This window comes from Colwellia sp. MB3u-55 (genome assembly GCF_014076785.1).
GTDB lineage: Bacteria > Pseudomonadota > Gammaproteobacteria > Enterobacterales > Alteromonadaceae > Colwellia_A.
The window spans coordinates 21,508-41,043 of record NZ_JACGUS010000119.1; the positions used below are offsets into that span (position 1 = coordinate 21,508).

The 19,536-nt window shown below is 37.9% G+C and carries 17 protein-coding genes; 9 read left to right on the forward strand and 8 right to left on the reverse strand.

What is annotated here, in order from left to right:
• The 3 genes from H4J66_RS14815 to H4J66_RS14825 form a co-directional block, all read right to left on the reverse strand.
• Entirely contained in the window at positions 1–1,338 is a 1,338-nt protein-coding gene (locus tag H4J66_RS14815) for a Na(+)-translocating NADH-quinone reductase subunit A (protein WP_182175781.1), read from the reverse strand.
• Positions 1,339–1,722: 384 nt separating this feature from the next.
• Complete coding sequence (gene fabV / locus H4J66_RS14820) at positions 1,723–2,913, reverse strand: enoyl-ACP reductase FabV (protein ID WP_182175782.1); 1,191 nt, start codon at positions 2,911–2,913, stop codon at positions 1,723–1,725.
• 588 nt (positions 2,914–3,501) lie between these two features.
• Positions 3,502–3,825: a BolA/IbaG family iron-sulfur metabolism protein gene (locus H4J66_RS14825; protein ID WP_182175783.1), complete on the reverse strand. Its 324-nt coding sequence runs from the start codon at positions 3,823–3,825 to the stop codon at positions 3,502–3,504.
• Between the two features lie 252 nt (positions 3,826–4,077).
• Between H4J66_RS14825 and H4J66_RS14830 the strand changes: the two genes are divergently transcribed.
• From H4J66_RS14830 to H4J66_RS14855, 6 genes are all read left to right on the forward strand, one after another.
• Positions 4,078–5,229 (forward strand): methyltransferase, encoded by a 1,152-nt coding sequence (locus H4J66_RS14830; protein WP_182175784.1) that lies wholly within the window; start codon positions 4,078–4,080, stop codon positions 5,227–5,229.
• Between the two features lie 16 nt (positions 5,230–5,245).
• On the forward strand, positions 5,246–5,842 hold the full coding sequence (locus H4J66_RS14835) for a YajG family lipoprotein (protein WP_182175785.1): 597 nt from the start codon (positions 5,246–5,248) through the stop codon (positions 5,840–5,842).
• A gap of 33 nt (positions 5,843–5,875) precedes the next feature.
• Positions 5,876–6,457 carry a peptidylprolyl isomerase gene (locus H4J66_RS14840; protein WP_182175786.1) on the forward strand — a complete coding sequence of 194 codons (582 nt, stop codon included), beginning with the start codon at positions 5,876–5,878 and terminating at the stop codon, positions 6,455–6,457.
• A gap of 260 nt (positions 6,458–6,717) precedes the next feature.
• Positions 6,718–7,047: a hypothetical protein gene (locus H4J66_RS14845; protein ID WP_083278033.1), complete on the forward strand. Its 330-nt coding sequence runs from the start codon at positions 6,718–6,720 to the stop codon at positions 7,045–7,047.
• A gap of 110 nt (positions 7,048–7,157) precedes the next feature.
• A complete protein-coding gene (locus tag H4J66_RS14850) occupies positions 7,158–8,432 on the forward strand; it encodes an AmpG family muropeptide MFS transporter (protein WP_182175787.1) in 1,275 nt (424 codons plus the stop codon).
• A complete protein-coding gene (locus H4J66_RS14855) occupies positions 8,429–8,602 on the forward strand; it encodes a hypothetical protein (RefSeq protein WP_182175788.1) in 174 nt (57 codons plus the stop codon). The genes H4J66_RS14850 and H4J66_RS14855 overlap by 4 nt, the downstream gene beginning before the upstream one ends.
• A gap of 799 nt (positions 8,603–9,401) precedes the next feature.
• Here H4J66_RS14855 and H4J66_RS14860 read toward each other — a convergent pair.
• Positions 9,402–9,950 carry a YkvA family protein gene (locus tag H4J66_RS14860; protein WP_182175789.1) on the reverse strand — a complete coding sequence of 183 codons (549 nt, stop codon included), beginning with the start codon at positions 9,948–9,950 and terminating at the stop codon, positions 9,402–9,404.
• A gap of 243 nt (positions 9,951–10,193) precedes the next feature.
• Between H4J66_RS14860 and H4J66_RS14865 the strand changes: the two genes are divergently transcribed.
• Positions 10,194–11,498, forward strand: a complete 1,305-nt coding sequence (locus H4J66_RS14865; RefSeq protein ID WP_182175790.1) for a DUF3667 domain-containing protein — start codon at positions 10,194–10,196, stop codon at positions 11,496–11,498.
• A gap of 327 nt (positions 11,499–11,825) precedes the next feature.
• Here H4J66_RS14865 and lysS read toward each other — a convergent pair whose 3' ends face one another.
• From lysS to dsbC, 4 genes are all read right to left on the reverse strand, one after another.
• Positions 11,826–13,376, reverse strand: coding sequence for a lysine--tRNA ligase (gene lysS / locus H4J66_RS14870; protein WP_070377186.1), 1,551 nt, complete (start codon positions 13,374–13,376; stop codon positions 11,826–11,828).
• Positions 13,377–13,439: 63 nt separating this feature from the next.
• Positions 13,440–14,538 (reverse strand): peptide chain release factor 2 gene (prfB, locus tag H4J66_RS14875; protein ID WP_182175791.1). Its coding sequence is split into 2 segments (ribosomal slippage): positions 13,440–14,462 and positions 14,464–14,538, totalling 1,098 coding nucleotides; the frame shifts between segments, so codons are not numbered across the junction.
• Positions 14,539–14,689: 151 nt separating this feature from the next.
• Complete coding sequence (gene recJ / locus H4J66_RS14880) at positions 14,690–16,435, reverse strand: single-stranded-DNA-specific exonuclease RecJ (RefSeq protein WP_182175792.1); 1,746 nt, start codon at positions 16,433–16,435, stop codon at positions 14,690–14,692.
• Between the two features lie 100 nt (positions 16,436–16,535).
• Positions 16,536–17,345: a bifunctional protein-disulfide isomerase/oxidoreductase DsbC gene (dsbC, locus tag H4J66_RS14885; protein ID WP_182175793.1), complete on the reverse strand. Its 810-nt coding sequence runs from the start codon at positions 17,343–17,345 to the stop codon at positions 16,536–16,538.
• A gap of 296 nt (positions 17,346–17,641) precedes the next feature.
• On the opposite strand from dsbC, the gene fldB reads away from it, so the two are divergent.
• Complete coding sequence (gene fldB, locus H4J66_RS14890; protein ID WP_182175794.1) at positions 17,642–18,190, forward strand: flavodoxin FldB; 549 nt, start codon at positions 17,642–17,644, stop codon at positions 18,188–18,190.
• A 90-nt stretch (positions 18,191–18,280) separates the two neighbouring features.
• Positions 18,281–19,522 carry an ATP-dependent RNA helicase SrmB gene (gene srmB, locus H4J66_RS14895; protein WP_070376001.1) on the forward strand — a complete coding sequence of 414 codons (1,242 nt, stop codon included), beginning with the start codon at positions 18,281–18,283 and terminating at the stop codon, positions 19,520–19,522.
• The last annotated feature ends 14 nt before the right edge of the window (positions 19,523–19,536 follow it).

Below are 19,536 nucleotides of genomic sequence, written 5' to 3' on the forward strand. Positions count from 1 at the left end.
CTAACCTTCCTTCTCTATTGTGGTTAGGCATTCACGAAGAATAACGCCATAATCTGTTTTGCCTGGGCAAACAAATGTACATAAGGCTAAATCTTCTTCATCAAGCTCTAAAGCACCAAGTTGCTGCGCGCTGTCGGTATCACCGGCACATAAATCACGCAATAACATTGTTGGGAGAATATCTAATGGCATCACTCGTTCAAAATTACCAATTGGAACCATGGCACGAGGACTACCGTTAGTTGTAGTGGTCATATTGAATAATTTCTTTGGGAAGAAATGAGACATATATGCACGTGTTACCGAGAATTTATTAGGCCCAGGATACATATAACCAATAAACTCTTTTTCGCGACCTTCTAAAATTAACGAAATTTGCACATGGTAGCGACCTAGATAAGCGTGAACACCTTTTGCTTTTGCTCCTGAAAGTAAAGAACCCGATATAATGCGTAATTCACCGTCAGCAAATTCACCCGCAATTAATTCGTCAGTGTTTGCACCTAAAATAGTACGCACTAAACGAGGGTTCTTAGCAGCAGGGCCAGCGAGTGAAATAATACGGGTGTTATTCAGCTCACCAGTAGTAAATAACTGCCCAAAAGCAATAACGTCTTGATAGCCTAAGTTCCATGAAGACTTGTCTACACTAACTGGCTTTAAAAAATGCATATGTGTGCCAACTAAACCAGCAGGGTGTTTTCCTGCAAATTCGTTAACTTGCACATTAGCCTCAACGGGAATATTAGTACCCGGCGCTTTACTAACAAACACTTCACCATTGGTTAAACGAGTAAGTATTGTCAAGCCATTTTTAAAGGCTTCACTTTGTTCATTAATAATCACTTCGGGGTTAGCGGCTAGCGGATTAGTATCCATTACACTAACAAAAATCGCGGTTGGCGTTGAATCAACGGCAGGAACTCTACTAAATGGACGTGTACGCAATGCTGTCCACAAACCTGAATTAACGAGGTTATCAACAACATCTTGACGTTTTATTGAGTTAAGTTCATTCGCTGTGTATGAAGGAAATGTAATTTGCTCATCGCCGTCAATTTTAATAACGACTGATTGCAAAACACGTTTTTCACCACGGTTGATTTCTTTAACAACACCGGCAGCATGAGCTGTGAATTTAACGCCAGGATTCTTTTTATCTTCAAAAATAATCTGACCTTTTTTAACACGATCATCCACTTTAACAAACATGGTTGGTCGCATACCCACAAACTCTTCACCTAATGTTGCAACGGTTTTGATGGCGTTGCCATCATGGATTACCTGCAGGGGAGAACCAACGACAGGAACATCCAGACCTTTTTTTATTGTAATCATAAACACATGCACTACTTTTGATGGGAGTATCAAAATCATAACCTTACATACGTAATTAAACTCTTTTACGATCACTCGTAAATAAAGTCTGATAGGTAAGGAAAGTACTGATTTTAGTGTATTTCAGTAAGTACTTTTTTTAGCAACAACAACAGTTAGTTGAAAATAAAAAAGACCCACTGGCTCTAAGTTAAAATTTCTGGCGCGATTTTAACACAAAAACTCTAAGGCTATCTACGATCTCAGTTACTTAAATTACAAATTAGTTGAATATTATTGATTTCGCTCATTTATCAGCCAAAAATTTTGTCAGACCTAAAAAAACCGACATTTTATGTCGGCTTTTTATTATTGATGCTAATCACAAATAATTAAAGTTAATCGTTATAAGAGATGCTTAATTTCTGCCATTGTATTGACATCAGCCTCGTAATCAACACCCACAACACTAAAGCCAAATAACTTTAAAAATTCTTGATGATAGCCAACATAGTCTGTTAATTCATCAATATTATCAGAATCAACGGTATTCCAAATGTCTGTCACACGTTTTTGAACGCTGTCTTCAAGCTCTTTATGGTTTTGACGATAACGATTTTTATCATCTAAGCGAGGTGTTTCACTGTAGATGTTCTCAACAAATAGGTTCTGAATTTGTTCGATACACCCTTCATAAGTGCCATCTGCCTTCATCACTTTAAACATTGCTGAAATATAAAGTGGCATGATGGGTATTGCTGAACTCGCCTGCGTAACGACCGCATTTAATGAAGTAACATGAGCTTCGCCCTTAAAATTAGCGGTCGCTTTATTAATTGCCGATGCAGCACGGTCTAAATCTTCTTTTGCTTTACCTATAGTCGCTTTTCCGTATATTGGCCAAGTTAATTCTTTACCAATATATGTATAAGCTACTGATTTAAATCCTTCTGAAAGAACGCCAGCCTCATTCAATGCCTTAATCCATAATTCCCAGTCAGCGCCACCCATTACATCAATGGTACCTTGTATCTCGGCTTCATTTGCTGCTTCAACAGAGATTTCATCGATAACACGCTTCGAGGTGTTTAGGTTTTTCGTGGTAACACTTTGACCAATAGGTTTAAGCGTCGATGAATAAACTTCACCGGTATCTGGATCAGTACGACGAGGTGAAGCAAGTGAGTAAACGATTAGATCAATTTCACCTAATTCAGCTTTAATCGTTTCAATAGCCTTTGCTTTAATTTCATGTGAAAACGCATCACCATTAATATTCTTAGACCAAAGGCCTTCTTGCTCAGCGGCCTTTTGAAACGCCGCAGTATTATACCAACCAGCACTGGCTGTTTTCTTTTCAGTCGGCGGTTTCTCAAAGAAAATACCTAATGTTTTAGCATTATTACCAAATGCAGCGGTTATACGTGACGATAATCCATAACCGGTAGATGAACCAATAACCAAAACATTTTTTGGCTTGGCATTAGCCTGTTGATGAGATTTAACATAAGAAATCTGCTCATTGACATGAGCTTCACAGCCGGTTGGGTGTGCATTTGTACAAATAAAACCACGAATTTTAGGTTTAATAACCATAAGAAGACCTTTTAATTAATACTATTTTTATCGCCAAACAACTCGGCAATTTAGTCATTATTCAATATTTATTGCGACATAAATTTAAAATTGTTGCATAGTTTACGCTACTAAAAAGAATACGAGGTATGACCAGTGAATGTTTTCCTCAAAATAAAGGATTAAAGCCACTAGCTATTTTAATAAAGAACATCTGCCCAAACATGGCCATCAGCTTTTAACGTATAAACAGCGCCTAACATAATGCCCCTAGCATGAAAGTACAATACCAACTCTTGTATCACATCCAACCAACATTAAAGTGATATCGCGACACCACAATGAGAAAAACAAATCACACCATCAATCATAATAACCCTGAAATAATTGTTTCGGTTTATCAGTGACCCTATCAATTGACCTTGTTAGCTAAATTTAGCCATTAAGTGACGTAGCTGTTGGCAAATATTCTTCATTTCACATAGATAGTTAAGATTAAATAACAAGTGTTTCACGAAAAGTGAATACAATTATGAGGGTATTATAAATTAGGGATAAAATCGCGAATGATGGTTAGTTAGCGTTTGACCCCTAATTTATTTGCTAAAGTTACGCTGATTTTTTACCACCACCTAAGCATTTAGGCGACAAAGGGGTATTATCTGCATAATACTTGTCCCACTCATCCTTGGTATAAGTATGAAGCGCTAACGCATGTATTTTTTCGGCAAGCTCTGTTGAAAGCAACGAATTAATGGCTCGGTGACGTTTAATTAAGCGTTCTCCAATAAAGTCGTCGCTAACGATAATCACTTTAAAATGAGATTCACTGCCCGGTGCAACATTATGTTGATGGCTTTCATTAATAACATCGAGATGTATTGGAGAAAATGCGGAAAGAAGTTTTTGTTCTATTACAGCTTCAATGGTCATTATTAAATCCCTGATGTGTTTTTCTATAGTGGAGTCATTTTAGTTTGTTACACACAATATGCCATCAGTCTGGATGGCTATAGTGGTTTCACTGTCATTAATGGCGAGTAAACAGTTGCCATTATTGATAAAAAAATCTCATTTATTTATAAAATAGTTTTTAAGCGCTCAAAGCAACTATCACTGGCTCAATTCCGTATATTTTGTCACAATAGCCGACATTCTTCTAGGTAAAAATCGAACCTCTTCATTATGATCAGCCCTTTTATTGTTAACGCAGATGGCGTTTATGACAAGAACCTTTTTTTAGATCGCTACCCCGTTGGTCAAGTTAACCGTGCACTAGTTGCTTGGGATTCAGCCGACGAGTATTTAATTAATTATGTTAATGAACAAGATTTAGCGGGTAGCCAGCACAAATTACTCATTTTCAATGATAGTTTTGGCGCTATTACCGCTAACTTTACTCAGTCAAATGTGACTACGGTTTCCGACTCTTGGATAAGCCATCAAGGGTTAAAATATAATATTGAGCAAAACGGTTTGTCGCTTGACAATATTTGCCAAATAACGAGTTTGGATGACCTACCCGATAATATTAGTGTGGTGTTGTACAAGATACCTAAAAGTAAGTCATTAATGATCGACCAACTATTATCAATTAAAGCTAAATATAATCAAAATCTTATTTTTATTGCTAGCGATAAAGCCAAAGATATACATAGTTCGACGTTAAAATTATTTGAAAAATATTTAGGGACAACAAAAACGTCTTTAGCGGTAAAAAAAGCACGTTTAGTATTCTCTCAACTTGATAACAAGCAAGTTTTCTCTTCACCTTTTCCAACAATTTGGCCGTTAGAAGATAGCGCTTTTATTATCAGTAATCATTCAGGGGTTTATGCGCGTGAAAAACTTGATATTGGTGCTCGTCACTTTATTAAGCACCTTCCTGAAGTAAAAGCAGGTAGTCGTGTTATTGACTTAGGTTGTGGCAATGGTGTGATTGGCTTAGCCGTAGTGGCCGAGCAACCCGAGGCATTAGTTACTTTTGTTGATGAATCTTATATGGCTGTTGATTCTGCAAAGACTAATATCAGTAAAAACTTACCTGAGCAACTCAATCAATGCCAGTTCATGATAAATGACTGCTTAGCAGACGTGGAGCCTAATAGTGTTGATTTGATTTTGTGTAACCCTCCTTTTCACCAGCAAAATGCAACCACTGACCATATCGCTTGGCAGATGTTTCGCGATAGCCATAGAGCATTAAAGAACGGTGGGGAGTTACGCATTATTGGTAATCGACAACTCGGATACCATATTAAACTTAAACGACTTTTTGGTAATGAAAAACTCATTGCCAGCAATGATAAATTTGTCACGCTTTCATCAATAAAATAATGGAGTTAATCAGATCATGAAAAATATATTCATTAACAATAAAATTAAAACATTAGCCGCAACAACTTTACTGCTTGTACTGACGGCTTGTGCCAACAAACCCACTTACGTAGTTATTGCTCCAGATTTAAGCATAAATAATAGTGCATCTAGCCAAAGTGCTTATCAAAATAAACAAGCGAGTTTAACGGTCACTGATTTGCGGAGTGCCCAGCATGTTGTGCAAATATTAAGAAAAGATGAAGCGGCAGAGGTTTATTCTAGTCAGCAACCATTAAACCGTATTGTTGAGGAAACGTTAGCCGCTGAATTTAAAAAACAGGGCTTAGACATTAACGCTCAAGCGGGTAATGCAATTGAAATAATTATTGATAATGGCTTAAGCAGCGTGCAACAAGAAATGATGAAATATCAAGTTAACAATGAACTTGTGATCCGTGTAACGGTTAACAATGGTTCACAAACGTTAAGTAACATCTTTAAAGTTCGCGGAACCAGTGAAGGCCCATTGGGCGCAGATATTGCAGTATTAGAGCGTGACTTTAGTCAACAACTTACTCAGCTATTATCTCAAGTTATTAATAATATTGAAATTCAGCGCTTTATAAAATAATTTTTAACAGCCCCTTTAAAAGAAGAAATGATAATGAAAGGTTTATTTTTTTTACTTATATTTTTATCTGGCACTCTATCAGCGAATAATATCGCCATTGATCCCAATAACTTATTTCCAAAAGTGAAATTAGAAACATCAAAAGGAGTCATCATTGTTGAGTTAGACCGTATTCGTGCGCCATTAACTGTTGATAATTTTTTAATGTATGTGGTTAAAGGTGAATACAACAACACAATTTTTCATCGTATTGTCTCAGACTTTATTGTACAAGGCGGTGGTTATGATGAAGACTTCAATTTAAAAAAAGTCACTGGAAATATTGTTAATGAATCAGGTAATGGTTTAAAAAATGAACGTGGCACGATTGCTATGGCAAAAGAAAATCGCCCACACACCGCAAATCGTCAATTCTTTTTTAATATGGCTAACAATAAAAGTTTAAATCCAGGCCGTCGCTGGGGATATACCGTATTTGGCGCTATTGTTGAAGGTCAGGCAGTTGTTGATGCTATGAATTTAGCTAAAACACACTATAGTGATGCGATGGGCTGGGACGATGTGCCCGTAGAACCTATTACCTTAATTAAAGCCACTTTATTACCAGAAGAATAAATTTATCCAATAAAATTTCAGCTAAAAATTATAGTCAGGAGGTAATATTTCTGACTATAACAATGCCAGAACAAACATTATTTTTTGTACGATCTTACAATTAAATGAAAATTAGATTGCCTACACCTTTGACAAACTGTTTTTAATCTACGATATATAAGGTAGTAAATAAACAATAACAACTATTTTCACCATTTCAATAAAGTGGTAGCTACTTTCCTACTTGAATGATTTAAATACGAAAGTGAACTGAGGATGCCATGATAATTGAGCCGTTTATCAACGAAAAAACACAACAAATAGCTTACTATATTAAAGCTGTGATTAACCAATCATTGCATTATACCGAACTCGACACATTCATCCTTGATACCATGGAGGAATGGACATTGCTCAAGGTAAATGATGAAACCCCAAGTAGTGCAAAAGAGCGCGTTTTTTGGCACTTAGTCCATGAGATGAGTTTACATGGAGCACAATCACTGAGTCATGACTTGTATTTCAAAAGTGAAATAACGACTTGCTTAGATTTTTTCACAGGTGCTGGCAGTTATCCTATTGACTGTATTGGCTGGCGTCCGTTACCTTAGGTTAACGTAAGTAAAACCCTCGACACTTGCTCACAGAACTCAAGAATAAACTTCTGTTTTCAATAACATTTTGATAGCCTATACCTACTAAGATTTTTATAGGTAAATGCATGACCACTCAACAAACATTCAAAGAAGCTATTCTAAATAAAAGAATGTTGATTTGTATCTTTACCGGATTCACTTCGGGCTTGCCGTTATTTATTTTATATCAACTGGTACCTGGTTGGTTAAGATCAGAGGGAGTGAGTCTAGTTGAGATAGGTTTATTCTCATTAATTGGCATTCCTTATGTTTGGAAGTTTATTTGGTCGCCATTGATGGACAGGTATTCTTTTCCAATCTTAGGTCGACGTCGAAGTTGGATGTTTGCTACGCAAATTTTATTACTCTTCTCTATCGCTGGTTTTGGTTTTATAGACCCGACTATTAATATTTGGTCTGTCGCTTATCTTGCCGCTGCTGTTGCTTTTTTTAGTGCAAGCCAAGATATTGTTCTCGATGCCTATCGCAGGGAGTTATTGCAAGAACACGAACTGGGCTTAGGTAATTCTATCCATGTACAGGCTTATCGTCTATCTGGCTTAGTGCCGGGGTCGTTAGCTTTTATCTTGGCTGACCATATCAACTGGCAATCAGTTTTTCTTATTGTTGCTGCGTTTATGCTCATCGGTATTTTACTGACCTTATGTATTAAAGAGAGTAAAAGCGAACATCTTGCTCCTAAAACATTACATGATGCTGTTGTATTGCCTTTTAGAGATTTTATTTCACGAAAAGGTTTTAAAAGTGCCTTACAAATTCTCATTTTTTTATTTTTATACAAATTAGGCGACAGTATGGCTACAGCCCTGCAAACGCCATTTTTTATAGACCTAGGCTTTACTAAAACAGAAATTGGTGTGGTTGCTAAAACAGCGTCGCTTATTGCGATGACTATCGGGCTTGCTGTTGGCGGCATTGTAATGATAAAGCTCAGTATAAATAAGGCATTATGGTTGTTTGGCTTTGTGCAAATCATCAGCATATTAGGCTTTGCCGCTTTAGCAGAAATAGGTCATAATACTTACGCTCTAGCTTTTGCGATGGGCTTTGAATACTTAGGTGTTGGTTTAGGTACAGCTGCATTTACTGCCTTTATAGCAAGAACAACCAACCCCGCTTTTGCTGCAACGCAATTTGCACTCTTTACGGCGCTAACCGCTTTGCCTCGAACCTTTGCCAATGCAACAACTGGCCTTATTGTAGAGCAAATAGGTTGGACATCGTTCTACTTTCTTTGTACTTTCCTCGCGATCCCAGGAATGCTAATGTTATTTAAAGTTGCTCCTTGGAGCGAAAAGGTCCCTTTCGAAACAAAAAATAAAACCGAGGAATTAATATGATCAAACTGTTCTTTCTACTCCCTATTATCATGTGCCTTTTTTGGTGGCGATATTTAGGTGCTAAGGGCTTTAGTGTAAAAGAAGGTGTGAAAGGTTTTGCTTATATTATTGCTTTAAATACCGTACTCATTGGATTTTTAGTGGTAATGATATACGTTACTCACGGATGACGACTCCAGTTATCCTGATACCAAATCCATCGTCCTGATACTAAATCCGTCAGCCCGATACCGCGCCTCCATCATCCTGAACTTGTTTCAGGATCTCGTCGTGACAACACAAAAAGCGGATACTGAAATAAATTAAGCATGACGGCAATGGGATAAGCCTCTGACATTCTGATACCACCTTTGTCATCCTGATAACGCCCCCGTCATCCTGATACCACCTCCGTCATCCTGAACTTGTTTCAGGATCTCGTCGTTGACAAAACAAAAAGCAGATACTGAAATAAATTCAGCATGACGGCAAAGGGATAAGCCTCTGACATTCTGATACCACCTTTGTCATCCTGATAACGCCCCCGTCATCCTGATAACACCTCCGTCATCCTGATACCACCTCCATCATCCTGATCCCCCCCGTCATCCTGCACTTGTTTAAGGATCTCGTCGTTGACAAAAAAAAGCAGATACTGAAATAAATTCAGCATGACGGCAAAAGGATAAGCCTCTGACATTCTGATACCACCTTTGTCATCCTTATAACGCCCCCGTCATCCTGATACCACCTCCGTCATCCTGAACTTGTTTCAGGATCTCGTCGTTGACAAAACAAAAAGCAGATACTGAAATAAATTCAGCATGACCGCAAAGGGATAAGCCTCTGACATTCTGATACCACCTTTGTCATCCTGATAACGCCCCCGTCATCCTGAACTTGTTTTAGGATCTCGTCGTTAACAACACAAAAAAAAACTTACTCAAAAAATGAGTAAGCTTTTAAAATTCAATCTTTTTAAAGTAGAGTTTAAAAAACTGAACGAAATGATGAGCGACCGCTTCGACGGGTTGAGCGTCGGTTTCTCATACGACTATGAAGTTCGCGACGTTTAGAATCTAGCCACTCTTCACGAGTCACTGAAACATCACCACTACGGCCTTCTTCTCGGCTACGATAAGCACAAAACTCTAAAAATGCTTCGATATCATCTTTCAGTTCTTCGGCAACTAATTCAATCATGATGGCGTCGTCTAAAAAGCCTAATACAGGAATATGGTCAGGTACTAAATCTTCCGGATCACTAAAATAAGCCAATGCACTTAGCACATCACTGCGCTCTTCTGCTGGAATTTTCCATTCAGAGTCTTCTATCATTGCCACTAAAGTTTCTAGTTTTTTAATGCGTTCGCTGACAAATTCTGGAACACTTCCTTTAATATCTTGGCTAATACTCTTAGCGTTACTTAAAATAACTGCTTCACTAAGTTTTGCAACTCCTGATTGTGCTTTACGCATTACATCACGGAAGTGGTCTAAGTCTGACTCTGTTAATTCAAATTTAACTTCAAACGCCATTATAATTCTCCTGTATTTGGCTTTTCTATTACTACACTTTGCTTATTATTTACTTTTTTGCATAATAATAAACATAGTACATTCAACCCTATTTTTCTTATTAGAGTAAATTTAGCAGATAGTTATACAAACAGCACGCAGTTAACTCAATTAATTTGTAAATATTTATAACTTTTCCCTCACACTTTTATAAACATAATGCTATGATTTTGTTCTATTGTTTGTATTTATTCTGAAACTTTTATGCAAAATACCGAGTTAGTTAAAAAAAATAATGATATTGATATCATGTCATCAGTCTCTGAACAGCCTGATACCATAAGAAGTTCAGCAAATAATAATTGTGATAATTGTCAGCAACCACTCAGTGGTCCTTTTTGTGGTCAGTGTGGCCAAAAAGCAGAATCAACATTGAAATATTTTTGGGTGGTTATATTACACCTCCTTGATGATATTTTTAGTTTTGATTCAAGAGCTGCTCGAACTATATTGCCATTAGTTACTCGTCCTGGTTTTTTAACTAATGAGTATATTACCGGAAAACGCGTCCATTACGTGCCTCCGCTGCGTCTATACCTTTTTGTGAGTATTGTCTTTTTTATTACCTTAAAATTTTTTGTGCTCTCAGACAGTGATTCTCTTCTCGCGGTAAGCGACAATCAGACATCAATCACTCAAATCAAAAATCAACTTGTTTTACTTGAAAAAAACAAGCTTAAAGCCATTGATGGCTCACCAGACAATACCGTTGATTTGTCAGAAACAACAAAAAGCATCGCAAAATTTGAAATCTATCTAACCGATATGAATAAAGATTACAGTATTGAAAAAAATAAACGGTTAATTGATATGACCAAAACACTTGTCGATTTAGAATTAAGACAATTTAAAGATGGACAAACGCTTAGCGGGAATAAGAAAGAACGTTATGATTTATTAACCTCAAATATTGCAAAATTTAAAAATGGTGAGGAGCTAGATAAGGTAGACAAAATTTCTACGACCATAAGCAACAATGCCGATGGTACCTTGTCTTTTGATTTTTTGAGTGAAGATAGTAATAAAAAACTTAATGTGTTCACAAAGTCTTTGATCAAGAAAGCAGAAAAAGCCTTCAGATCTGATGCAACGCCATTAGTGCAAGAAGTTATTGGAAAATTACCACAATTAATGTTTATTTTACTGCCTCTTTTCGCCATATTGTTAAAGATAATGTATATCTTTTCAAAGCGTCTTTATATGGAGCATTTAACTGTTGCCTTACACAGCCATAGTTTTATTTTCTTTACTATATTGTTGGTAGAGTTATTAGATGTGTTTGCTGGCTATAGTAAAACAGTCCTCCCCATACTTACTGGCTCAATTGAATTTGCCAGTAAAGCCTTATTAACTTGGATCCCCATTTATTTATTTATTATGCAAAAACGAGTTTATAAGCAAGGTTATTTTTTTACCTTTATTAAATATTCATTTATTGGCACCGCCTATATGATACTTATTGGCTTCACCGGTGTAATTGCCTTCGTTTGGGGCTTAACAGATATTTAACTAACAATTTCAGTTACTCTGCTCTAAGACAAGCCAGTTATGCTGATATGAACTACGTCAGCCTGATACTAACTCCATCAACTTGATACCGCCTCCATCATCCTAAACTTTTTTAGGATCTCGTCGTTGACAACACAAGAACAGATACTGAAATAAATTCAGCATGACGGCACAGGGGTAACTAGACTATGTTCGTCTGAAACCAGTTGTCATCCTGAACATATGACATCTTTGGCGTTATTTCTAAACAGAAAAGCCGGATAAGTGATTAACTGATCCGGCTTTTATAAATCTAATGAACGCTTCTAAAAGCGCTCATGATAAAGGTTACTCAGCTAGAGGACGCATATGAGGGAACAAAATAACATCTTTTATCGTTGGTGAGTCAGTAAACAACATCACTAAACGGTCAATACCAATACCTTCACCCGCAGTTGGCGGTAAACCATATTCAAGCGCTTGAATATAGTCTTCATCATAATGCATTGCTTCATCGTCACCAGCATCTTTACCTTCAACTTGGTTGCGGAAACGTGCTGCTTGGTCTTCTGCGTCGTTAAGCTCAGAGAAGCCATTAGCTAATTCACGGCCACCAACGAAGAATTCAAAACGGTCAGTAATAAATGGGTTGTCATCATTACGACGTGCTAATGGTGAAACTTCCCAAGGGTATTCTGTAATGAAAGTGGGTTGATCAAGCATATGCTCGGCAACTTCTTCAAATATTTCACAAATGTATTTACCTGGGCCCCATACTTTTGACGCTTCAGTTTCTTTAACACCTACAGTTTTGGCCATAGCTTTAAGTGCATCGAAGTTTGCTTCGGGGTTACGTAAAATGTTTTCGTCTAGGTCGTTACCGTATAATAAAATAGCATCAACCATAGATAAGCGCGTAAACGATTTTCCAAAGTCATAAAATTTTTCTTCTACGACTTCGCCATCGCTATTTTTAACCGTGTTACGAATAACAGAGCTACCCAATACGTTTTCAGCAAGGGTACGTAACATATCCTCAGTAATATTCATTAAATCAATGTAATCAGCATAAGCTTGATAGAATTCAATCATAGTGAATTCTGGGTTATGACGTGAAGATAAACCTTCATTGCGGAAGTTACGGTTAATTTCGAATACTTTTTCAAAACCACCAACAACTAGGCGCTTTAAATAAAGCTCAGGAGCAATACGCATATACATTTGAATGTCTAAGGCATTATGAAAAGTTTCAAAAGGTTTAGCCGTTGCACCACCTGGAATAGTTTGTAGCATTGGCGTTTCAACTTCCATAAAACCGCGGACAGTTAAAAACTGACGAATACCTTCAACAATTTTTGAACGAATAAGGAAAGTATTACGCGTTTCTTCATTGATGATTAAATCAACATAGCGTTGGCGATACTTAGTTTCAACATCAGATAAACCGTGGAATTTTTCAGGTAACGGACGCAATGACTTAGTGAGTAATTGATATTCGTCCATATTGACATACAAATCGCCTTTACCAGACATATGCATAGTGCCGGTAACACCGATAATATCGCCAATATCTAAAGTGCCCCAACGCTCTTTAATATCTTTTTGCACGGTTTTATGTGCATAAGCTTGGATGCGACCAGACATATCTTGTAGTACCAAAAATGGCCCACGCTTAGCCATAACTCGACCAGCAATACTATAGGTTGCGGTTTCAGCTTCAAGTGTTTCTTTATCTTTCTCACCATGCTCAGCTTGTAAATCAGCAGCGTAGTGTTTTCGGTCAAACTTGTTTGGGTGGCCATTAGCCGGACAGTTTTCACGAATTTTCGCTAATTTACCGCGACGTTCGGCGATTAATTTGTTTTCATCTTGCTGATTTACTTGTGCTTGGTCGGTCATTTTTTTTCTCGTTAACTTTTTAAGTTTTGATTGTCGAACCTTGCCACGCAAGGATCTTCTACTTTATAAACCAGATTTCAGGCTGGCTTCTAAAAATTTGTCTAAATCGCCATCTAAAACTGCTTGGGTATTTCGATTTTCAACACCGGTGCGTAAATCTTTAATTCGGCTGTCGTCTAAAACGTATGAGCGTATTTGACTACCCCAGCCAATGTCAGATTTACCATCTTCTAATTCTTGCTTACCTTCATTTTTCTTTTGCATTTCCATTTCAAAGAGCTTAGCTTTTAACAACTTCATCGCCGTTGCACGGTTCTTATGTTGAGAGCGGTCAGCTTGACAAGCGACAACAGCGCCCGTTGGAACATGGGTAATACGAATAGCTGAATCAGTTTTATTAACATGTTGACCACCCGCGCCCGAGGCACGAAAGGTATCAATACGTAAATCAGCAGGGTTAATATCGATTTCAATATTATCGTCAATCTCAGGATAAATAAATGCCGAAGCAAATGAGGTATGACGACGACCACTGGAATCAAATGGTGATTTTCTTACTAAGCGATGAACACCTGTTTCTGTACGTAACCAGCCATAAGCATATTCACCGGTATACTTAATCGTACAGCCTTTAATACCGGCAACATCACCGTCAGTCACTTCAATCGCTTCTGTTTTATAACCGTGTGCTTCACCCCAACGCAAATACATACGCATTAACATTTCAGCCCAGTCTTGTGCTTCAGTGCCACCAGAACCCGATTGAATATCTAAATAACAGCTATTTTCATCATGTTCACCAGAAAACATCCGGCGAAATTCTAATTTTTCTAAACTTTTTTCCAACGCTTGAATTTCATCGCTCGCATCGTTAAAGGTTTCTTCATCTTCTTCTTCTAGAGCAAGCTCAACTAAACCTTCAACGTCTTCACAGCCTCGATCCATTTCATCAATGGTTTCAACAATGGCTTCAAGAGAAGAGCGCTCTTTACCGAGTGCTTGTGCTCGTTCAGGATCATTCCAAACTTCAGGTGACTCTAATTCACGTACCACTTCAACCAAACGTTCTGATCTTTGGTCGTAGTCAAAGATACCCCCGAAGCATATCTGTACGCTCGCGGATGTCTTTAATCTTGTTTAATACCGGGTTAGCTTCAATCATAGTTTATAATTTTACATCGCAAATTTGGCGTCAAGATTCACGCCCGAAAGAATAAAATAAAATAATCGCGCATTATAGCGTAATTTCATCGCTAAATAAACGATTTAACTGACTAAACTGGCTGAAAATAAAGCAACGGATTGCCAGGCTTTTATTCAAGGTATTCCACAATAAATTGCACACTTTGCTTACCACGAAATTCATTAATATCGAGACGATAAGCAAGATGGACTTGTTGAGTTTGATGGTCAGGCCAACGGCTTAAGTCAACATTAAAAGCGATAGCATCAAAAACTTGCCCCGCTTTTTCAACAACCAGTTTCAGATGTTTCTGGCCGACAATACGTTGCTGAACCAGCTTAAATTTATCGTCAAATAAAGGTTCGATAAAGTTTTGTCCCCAAGGGCCAGAATCACGTAATAGCTGAGCAAAAGATAAAGTCATTTCATTGGTGGGTAGTTCACCATCGGAGGCAAGCGTACCTTTGAGATCGTCACTGCTTAACCAAAGCTCGGCATATTGGTTTAATAAGCGCTGAAATTCTTCAAAGTTTTCCTCTGCTATTGATAAGCCTGCCGCCATGGCATGACCACCAAATTTAATAATAATATTTGGATGCTGCGTGTCAATATGTTCCAGTAAATCTCTAATATGTAGACCAGGAATAGAGCGTGCTGAACCTTTAATTTCGCTGGTTTTTTCTGTTTTCTCAAGAGAAAGATCATTACTCGTGCCAGCAAAAACAATACTGGGCCGGTGATACTTTTCTTTTAAACGACCAGCAACAATACCGATAACCCCTTGATGCCAATCTTTTTGAAACAAAGAAATCGCATGCGGTAAGTTATCATCTGAAAAATTTAAGCTTTTTAATACTTGTTCTGCTTCTTGCTGCATCCCCTGCTCGATTTCCCGGCGCGACTTATTCAAATCATCAAGATCAGCAGCCATGACCCGAGCAGAAGCAAGGTCTTTAGCAAGTAAACAATTAATACCGTACGACATATCGTCTAAACGCCCTGCGGCATTTATTCTTGGACCCAAAGCAAAACCAAAATCACTGGCAACTATCTTTTTCTGATCTTTACCGGCTATTTCGAGCAACGCTTGAATGCCTGGGCGCGTAACCCCAGCACGAATTCTTTTTAAGCCTTGTTCAACCAAAATTCGATTATTGTTATCAAGAGAAACAACATCGGCTACTGTCCCTAAGGCAACTAAGTCAAGGAGTTGAGCAATATTAGGCTCTGCTATATTTTTGTCAACGAACCAGTTTTTCTCACGTAAATATTTACGCATTGCCATCATAAAATAAAAAGCAACACCAACACCCGCCAGCGCTTTACTGGCGAAGTCACAGCCAACTTGGTTGGGATTAATAATAGCGTCGGCATCAGGTAGTGTCATGCCCGGTAAGTGATGGTCAGTAACAATAACACCTAATCCTAATGACTTGGCTTTAGCGACGCCGGCAACACAACTAATACCATTATCAACGGTTATTAATAGCTCTGCGCCTTGCTTAGCAGCTATTTCGACAATTTCTGGTGTTAAACCATAACCATATATAAATCGGTTAGGTACTAGGAATTGATAATTATCACAGCCAAACAAACGTAAAGCTTCCATCATTAATGCGGTGCTGGTCGCACCATCGGCATCAAAATCCCCAATAATGGCAATGTTTTTATTCGCGACTAAGCCTTCATATAAAACCTCACAGCCTTGATTAATACCTTTTAAACTTTCAATGGCACAGAGTTGGCTGACATTAAGTTCGAGTTCAATTGCCTTATCAATACCGCGGCTGGCATATATTTGCTTAATAAGTGGATGAAGATGATTGGGAAGATGGTTATCTTCGACTTTGACACGGCGTACTATTTGCTTTTGCATAAGGAGAGTTTCTGATGATTAATTCAATGAGGTTAAGAGAGCAAAATGGCAGGCTATTGGGCCTGCCATTTAGGTTAGATCATTAACAAACGATTATAATTTATCCTGCCATTTTCATCTGTTCAATTATAGCAACAAGCGCATCGGGTTCTTGATAGCCAGGTAACATCATACCGTTTTCTAAAATAACAGCCGGTGTGCCACTAACCCCAACTTGACGACCAAAATCAAACTCACCTTCAATGGGCTTATCACATATACGTTGAGCAACACTTGAACCCATTTTAGCTTTTGTTAACGCATCTGCTGGATTTTCGTGACACCAAATAGAACGTAAATCTTTAAAGCCTTGAGAATATTGACCAGAACGGTCTTTCACACCTGAACGAGGGTAAGCTAAATAACGTACTGTGATACCTTTATCATTATATTCATCCATTTGTTCATGCATCTTGCGGCAGTAGCCACAAGTGATGTCGGTGAATACGGTAACAACATGCTTTTCATTTTTTGCTGGATAGACAATCATCGCATCAGCAAATTTGTCCATACCGTCAAGTCGAACTTGCGCTAAACTTGCTTCTGAATAATTGACAACCTTGCCGCCTAAACCATAGAGTTTACCTTGAATGAAAAATTTACCATCGGCACTCGCATAGAACAAACCTTGGTTAGTGATAAGTTCAACTAAACCAGGCATAGCTGATGGTTTAACGGCATCAATTTCTAAGCCTAACATTAAACTAAGCTTTGCTTTTAATTGAACCGCATCGAATTCGGTAGAATTATTGATGGTAGACGTGGTGGCTGAGACGCTATTTGCAACAACAGTCGGCTGCTCTACAGCAAACACTAAACCAGCAACACCAATACAAACCGCCGTAAGGGCAAGGGAAATTTTCTTAAACATTAATGACTTCCTAAAAGTAGAACTAACAATCGGTAATCTCAGTGATTACACAAGATTAATTGAGCTATATAACATGACCGTTTCTTGGTCGCTAAAATTACAGGGAATTGAAATAAAATGCAATAAACCTAGTCATATCACTCGATTAATAAGTGTAAACAGTCACTTTATAACGATATATATATTTTACTGCCTTGATATAAACTATCTGTTAAACTCTCGCAAAAATAGTGACCCTAATGTTAATCGGTCAATATCTTACTTCTAAGCTCAAAAAAGATGCTAAAGGCTACCTCATGAAAATTGGTTTATTTTACGGTTCTACCACTTGTTATACTGAAATGGCGGCGGAGAAAATTCAACAATATTTTGCTGATAAAGCAAAGTTCAAGACAGAGTTCGACGTTGAATTATTTAATATCAAAGAGACACCGCTAAGTAAGGTTGACGATTTCGACCTGGTTATTATGGGTATTTCTACTTGGGATTATGGTCAAATTCAAGAAGATTGGGAAGGCCATTGGGATGATATCGCGACTTTAGATTTATCAGGAAAAATTATCGCGCTTTATGGCATGGGTGACCAAATTGGTTATACCGAGTGGTTTCAAGATGCGCTGGGCATGTTGCATGAACAAGTCATCGCACAAGATGGTTTTGTGATTGGTTTTTGGCCCAACCTAGGTTATGAGTTTGAAGCCTCTAAAGCGCTCACCGAAGATAATAGTCAATTTGTCGGTTTGGCATTAGATGAAGACAATCAATACGAACAAAGTGATGAACGTATTGCGCTGTGGTGCCAACAAATTCAAAGAGAAATAGCTGAGATTATTGAAAGTGAATAAAAACTAAAAATAAATAGCTTTAGCTTTAGCTAAATAGCCTGTTTCGCTTTATAATTCATGGCAATATTATCCTGACCGAAATTATACTTTATGTTTGAGCAATTTGACCTAGATTCAGCCCTACTAGGCGGCATTACAAATGCTGGTTATAAAAAACCAACATCTATTCAAGAGTTGGTTTTACCTGTCGCCATGACAGGTAAAGATGTTTTAGCTTCAGCGCCAACGGGCACAGGTAAAACAGCTGCTTTTATATTACCTATCGCTCAACATTTGCTAGATTATCCGCGTAAAAGCCCAGGTTTTCCTCGGGTACTTATTTTATCGCCAACGCGCGAGCTTGCTATTCAAACCAGTGAGCAATGTACACAATTAACTGAATTAACTGATATTAAAACTGGCCTGATCACTGGCGGTGTTAGTTATGACAGCCATAAAGATGTCTTAACTAAGAACACCGATATTCTAGTTGCTACGCCAGGTCGTCTACTTGAATATCTTGAATCAGAACAATTTGAAGCCCGCGACATTGAAATTCTTGTACTTGATGAAGCTGACCGTATGCTTGATATGGGTTTCTCTGATGCGATTAACCGTATTGTTGGTGAAGCTCGCTGGCGTAAACAAACCATGCTTTTTTCAGCAACCCTCGAAGGTGCAGGTGTTTTACGTTTTTCAAAAGAAGTACTTAACGAGCCAGTATTTTTAGAGTCTCACCCATCACGAAAAGAAAAAGCCAAAATTCACCAATGGCTTCACTTAGCAGATGACAAAGAACATAAATTTAAATTATTAATCAACTTGTTAAAACAAGAAGGCTTTGAACGCACGGTTGTTTTTGCCAATAAACGTGAAACGGTCCAGCATTTGTCAGGAAAACTCTACGCTGAAGAAATCCCTTGTGCTTGGCTTGAAGGTAAAATGCCACAAGACAAACGTAATCATGCCATTAACCGATTACGCTCAGGCATGGTAAAAGTGTTGGTTGCTACTGATGTTGCTGCTCGTGGTTTAGATATTGATGACATTACTCATGTTATTAACTTTGATATGCCACGCAAAGCAGATATTTATTTACACCGTATTGGTCGTACAGGCAGAGCGGGTAATAAAGGTACAGCTATCTCTTTAGTTGAAGCACACGATATGCCAGTCATTGCCAAGATTGAACGTTACATGGACGAGCGTTTATCACGTCGAAATATTGAAGGCTTAAAACCACAATATAAAGAGTCTAAAGTTGCCTTGAAAAAACCTAAAATCAAAATTAGTAAATCACAGAAAAAAGCTAAGGCGAAAAAACAAGCAAAACGTGCAAACAAAAAGAAATAAAGGTAGAGTAGAAT

Excerpts from the sequence above, each read along its gene's own strand:
- H4J66_RS14815 (WP_182175781.1), bottom strand. The coding sequence starts at position 1,338 with ATGATTACAATAAAAAAAGGTCTGGATGTTCCTGTCGTTGGTTCTCCC.
- fabV (WP_182175782.1), bottom strand. The coding sequence starts at position 2,913 with ATGGTTATTAAACCTAAAATTCGTGGTTTTATTTGTACAAATGCACAC.
- H4J66_RS14825 (WP_182175783.1), bottom strand. The coding sequence starts at position 3,825 with ATGACCATTGAAGCTGTAATAGAACAAAAACTTCTTTCCGCATTTTCT.
- H4J66_RS14830 (WP_182175784.1), top strand. The coding sequence starts at position 4,078 with ATGATCAGCCCTTTTATTGTTAACGCAGATGGCGTTTATGACAAGAAC.
- H4J66_RS14835 (WP_182175785.1), top strand. The coding sequence starts at position 5,246 with ATGAAAAATATATTCATTAACAATAAAATTAAAACATTAGCCGCAACA.
- H4J66_RS14840 (WP_182175786.1), top strand. The coding sequence starts at position 5,876 with ATGAAAGGTTTATTTTTTTTACTTATATTTTTATCTGGCACTCTATCA.
- H4J66_RS14845 (WP_083278033.1), top strand. The coding sequence starts at position 6,718 with ATGATAATTGAGCCGTTTATCAACGAAAAAACACAACAAATAGCTTAC.
- H4J66_RS14850 (WP_182175787.1), top strand. The coding sequence starts at position 7,158 with ATGACCACTCAACAAACATTCAAAGAAGCTATTCTAAATAAAAGAATG.
- H4J66_RS14855 (WP_182175788.1), top strand. The coding sequence starts at position 8,429 with ATGATCAAACTGTTCTTTCTACTCCCTATTATCATGTGCCTTTTTTGG.
- H4J66_RS14860 (WP_182175789.1), bottom strand. The coding sequence starts at position 9,950 with ATGGCGTTTGAAGTTAAATTTGAATTAACAGAGTCAGACTTAGACCAC.
- H4J66_RS14865 (WP_182175790.1), top strand. The coding sequence starts at position 10,194 with ATGCAAAATACCGAGTTAGTTAAAAAAAATAATGATATTGATATCATG.
- lysS (WP_070377186.1), bottom strand. The coding sequence starts at position 13,376 with ATGACCGACCAAGCACAAGTAAATCAGCAAGATGAAAACAAATTAATC.
- recJ (WP_182175792.1), bottom strand. The coding sequence starts at position 16,435 with ATGCAAAAGCAAATAGTACGCCGTGTCAAAGTCGAAGATAACCATCTT.
- dsbC (WP_182175793.1), bottom strand. The coding sequence starts at position 17,345 with ATGTTTAAGAAAATTTCCCTTGCCCTTACGGCGGTTTGTATTGGTGTT.
- fldB (WP_182175794.1), top strand. The coding sequence starts at position 17,642 with ATGAAAATTGGTTTATTTTACGGTTCTACCACTTGTTATACTGAAATG.
- srmB (WP_070376001.1), top strand. The coding sequence starts at position 18,281 with ATGTTTGAGCAATTTGACCTAGATTCAGCCCTACTAGGCGGCATTACA.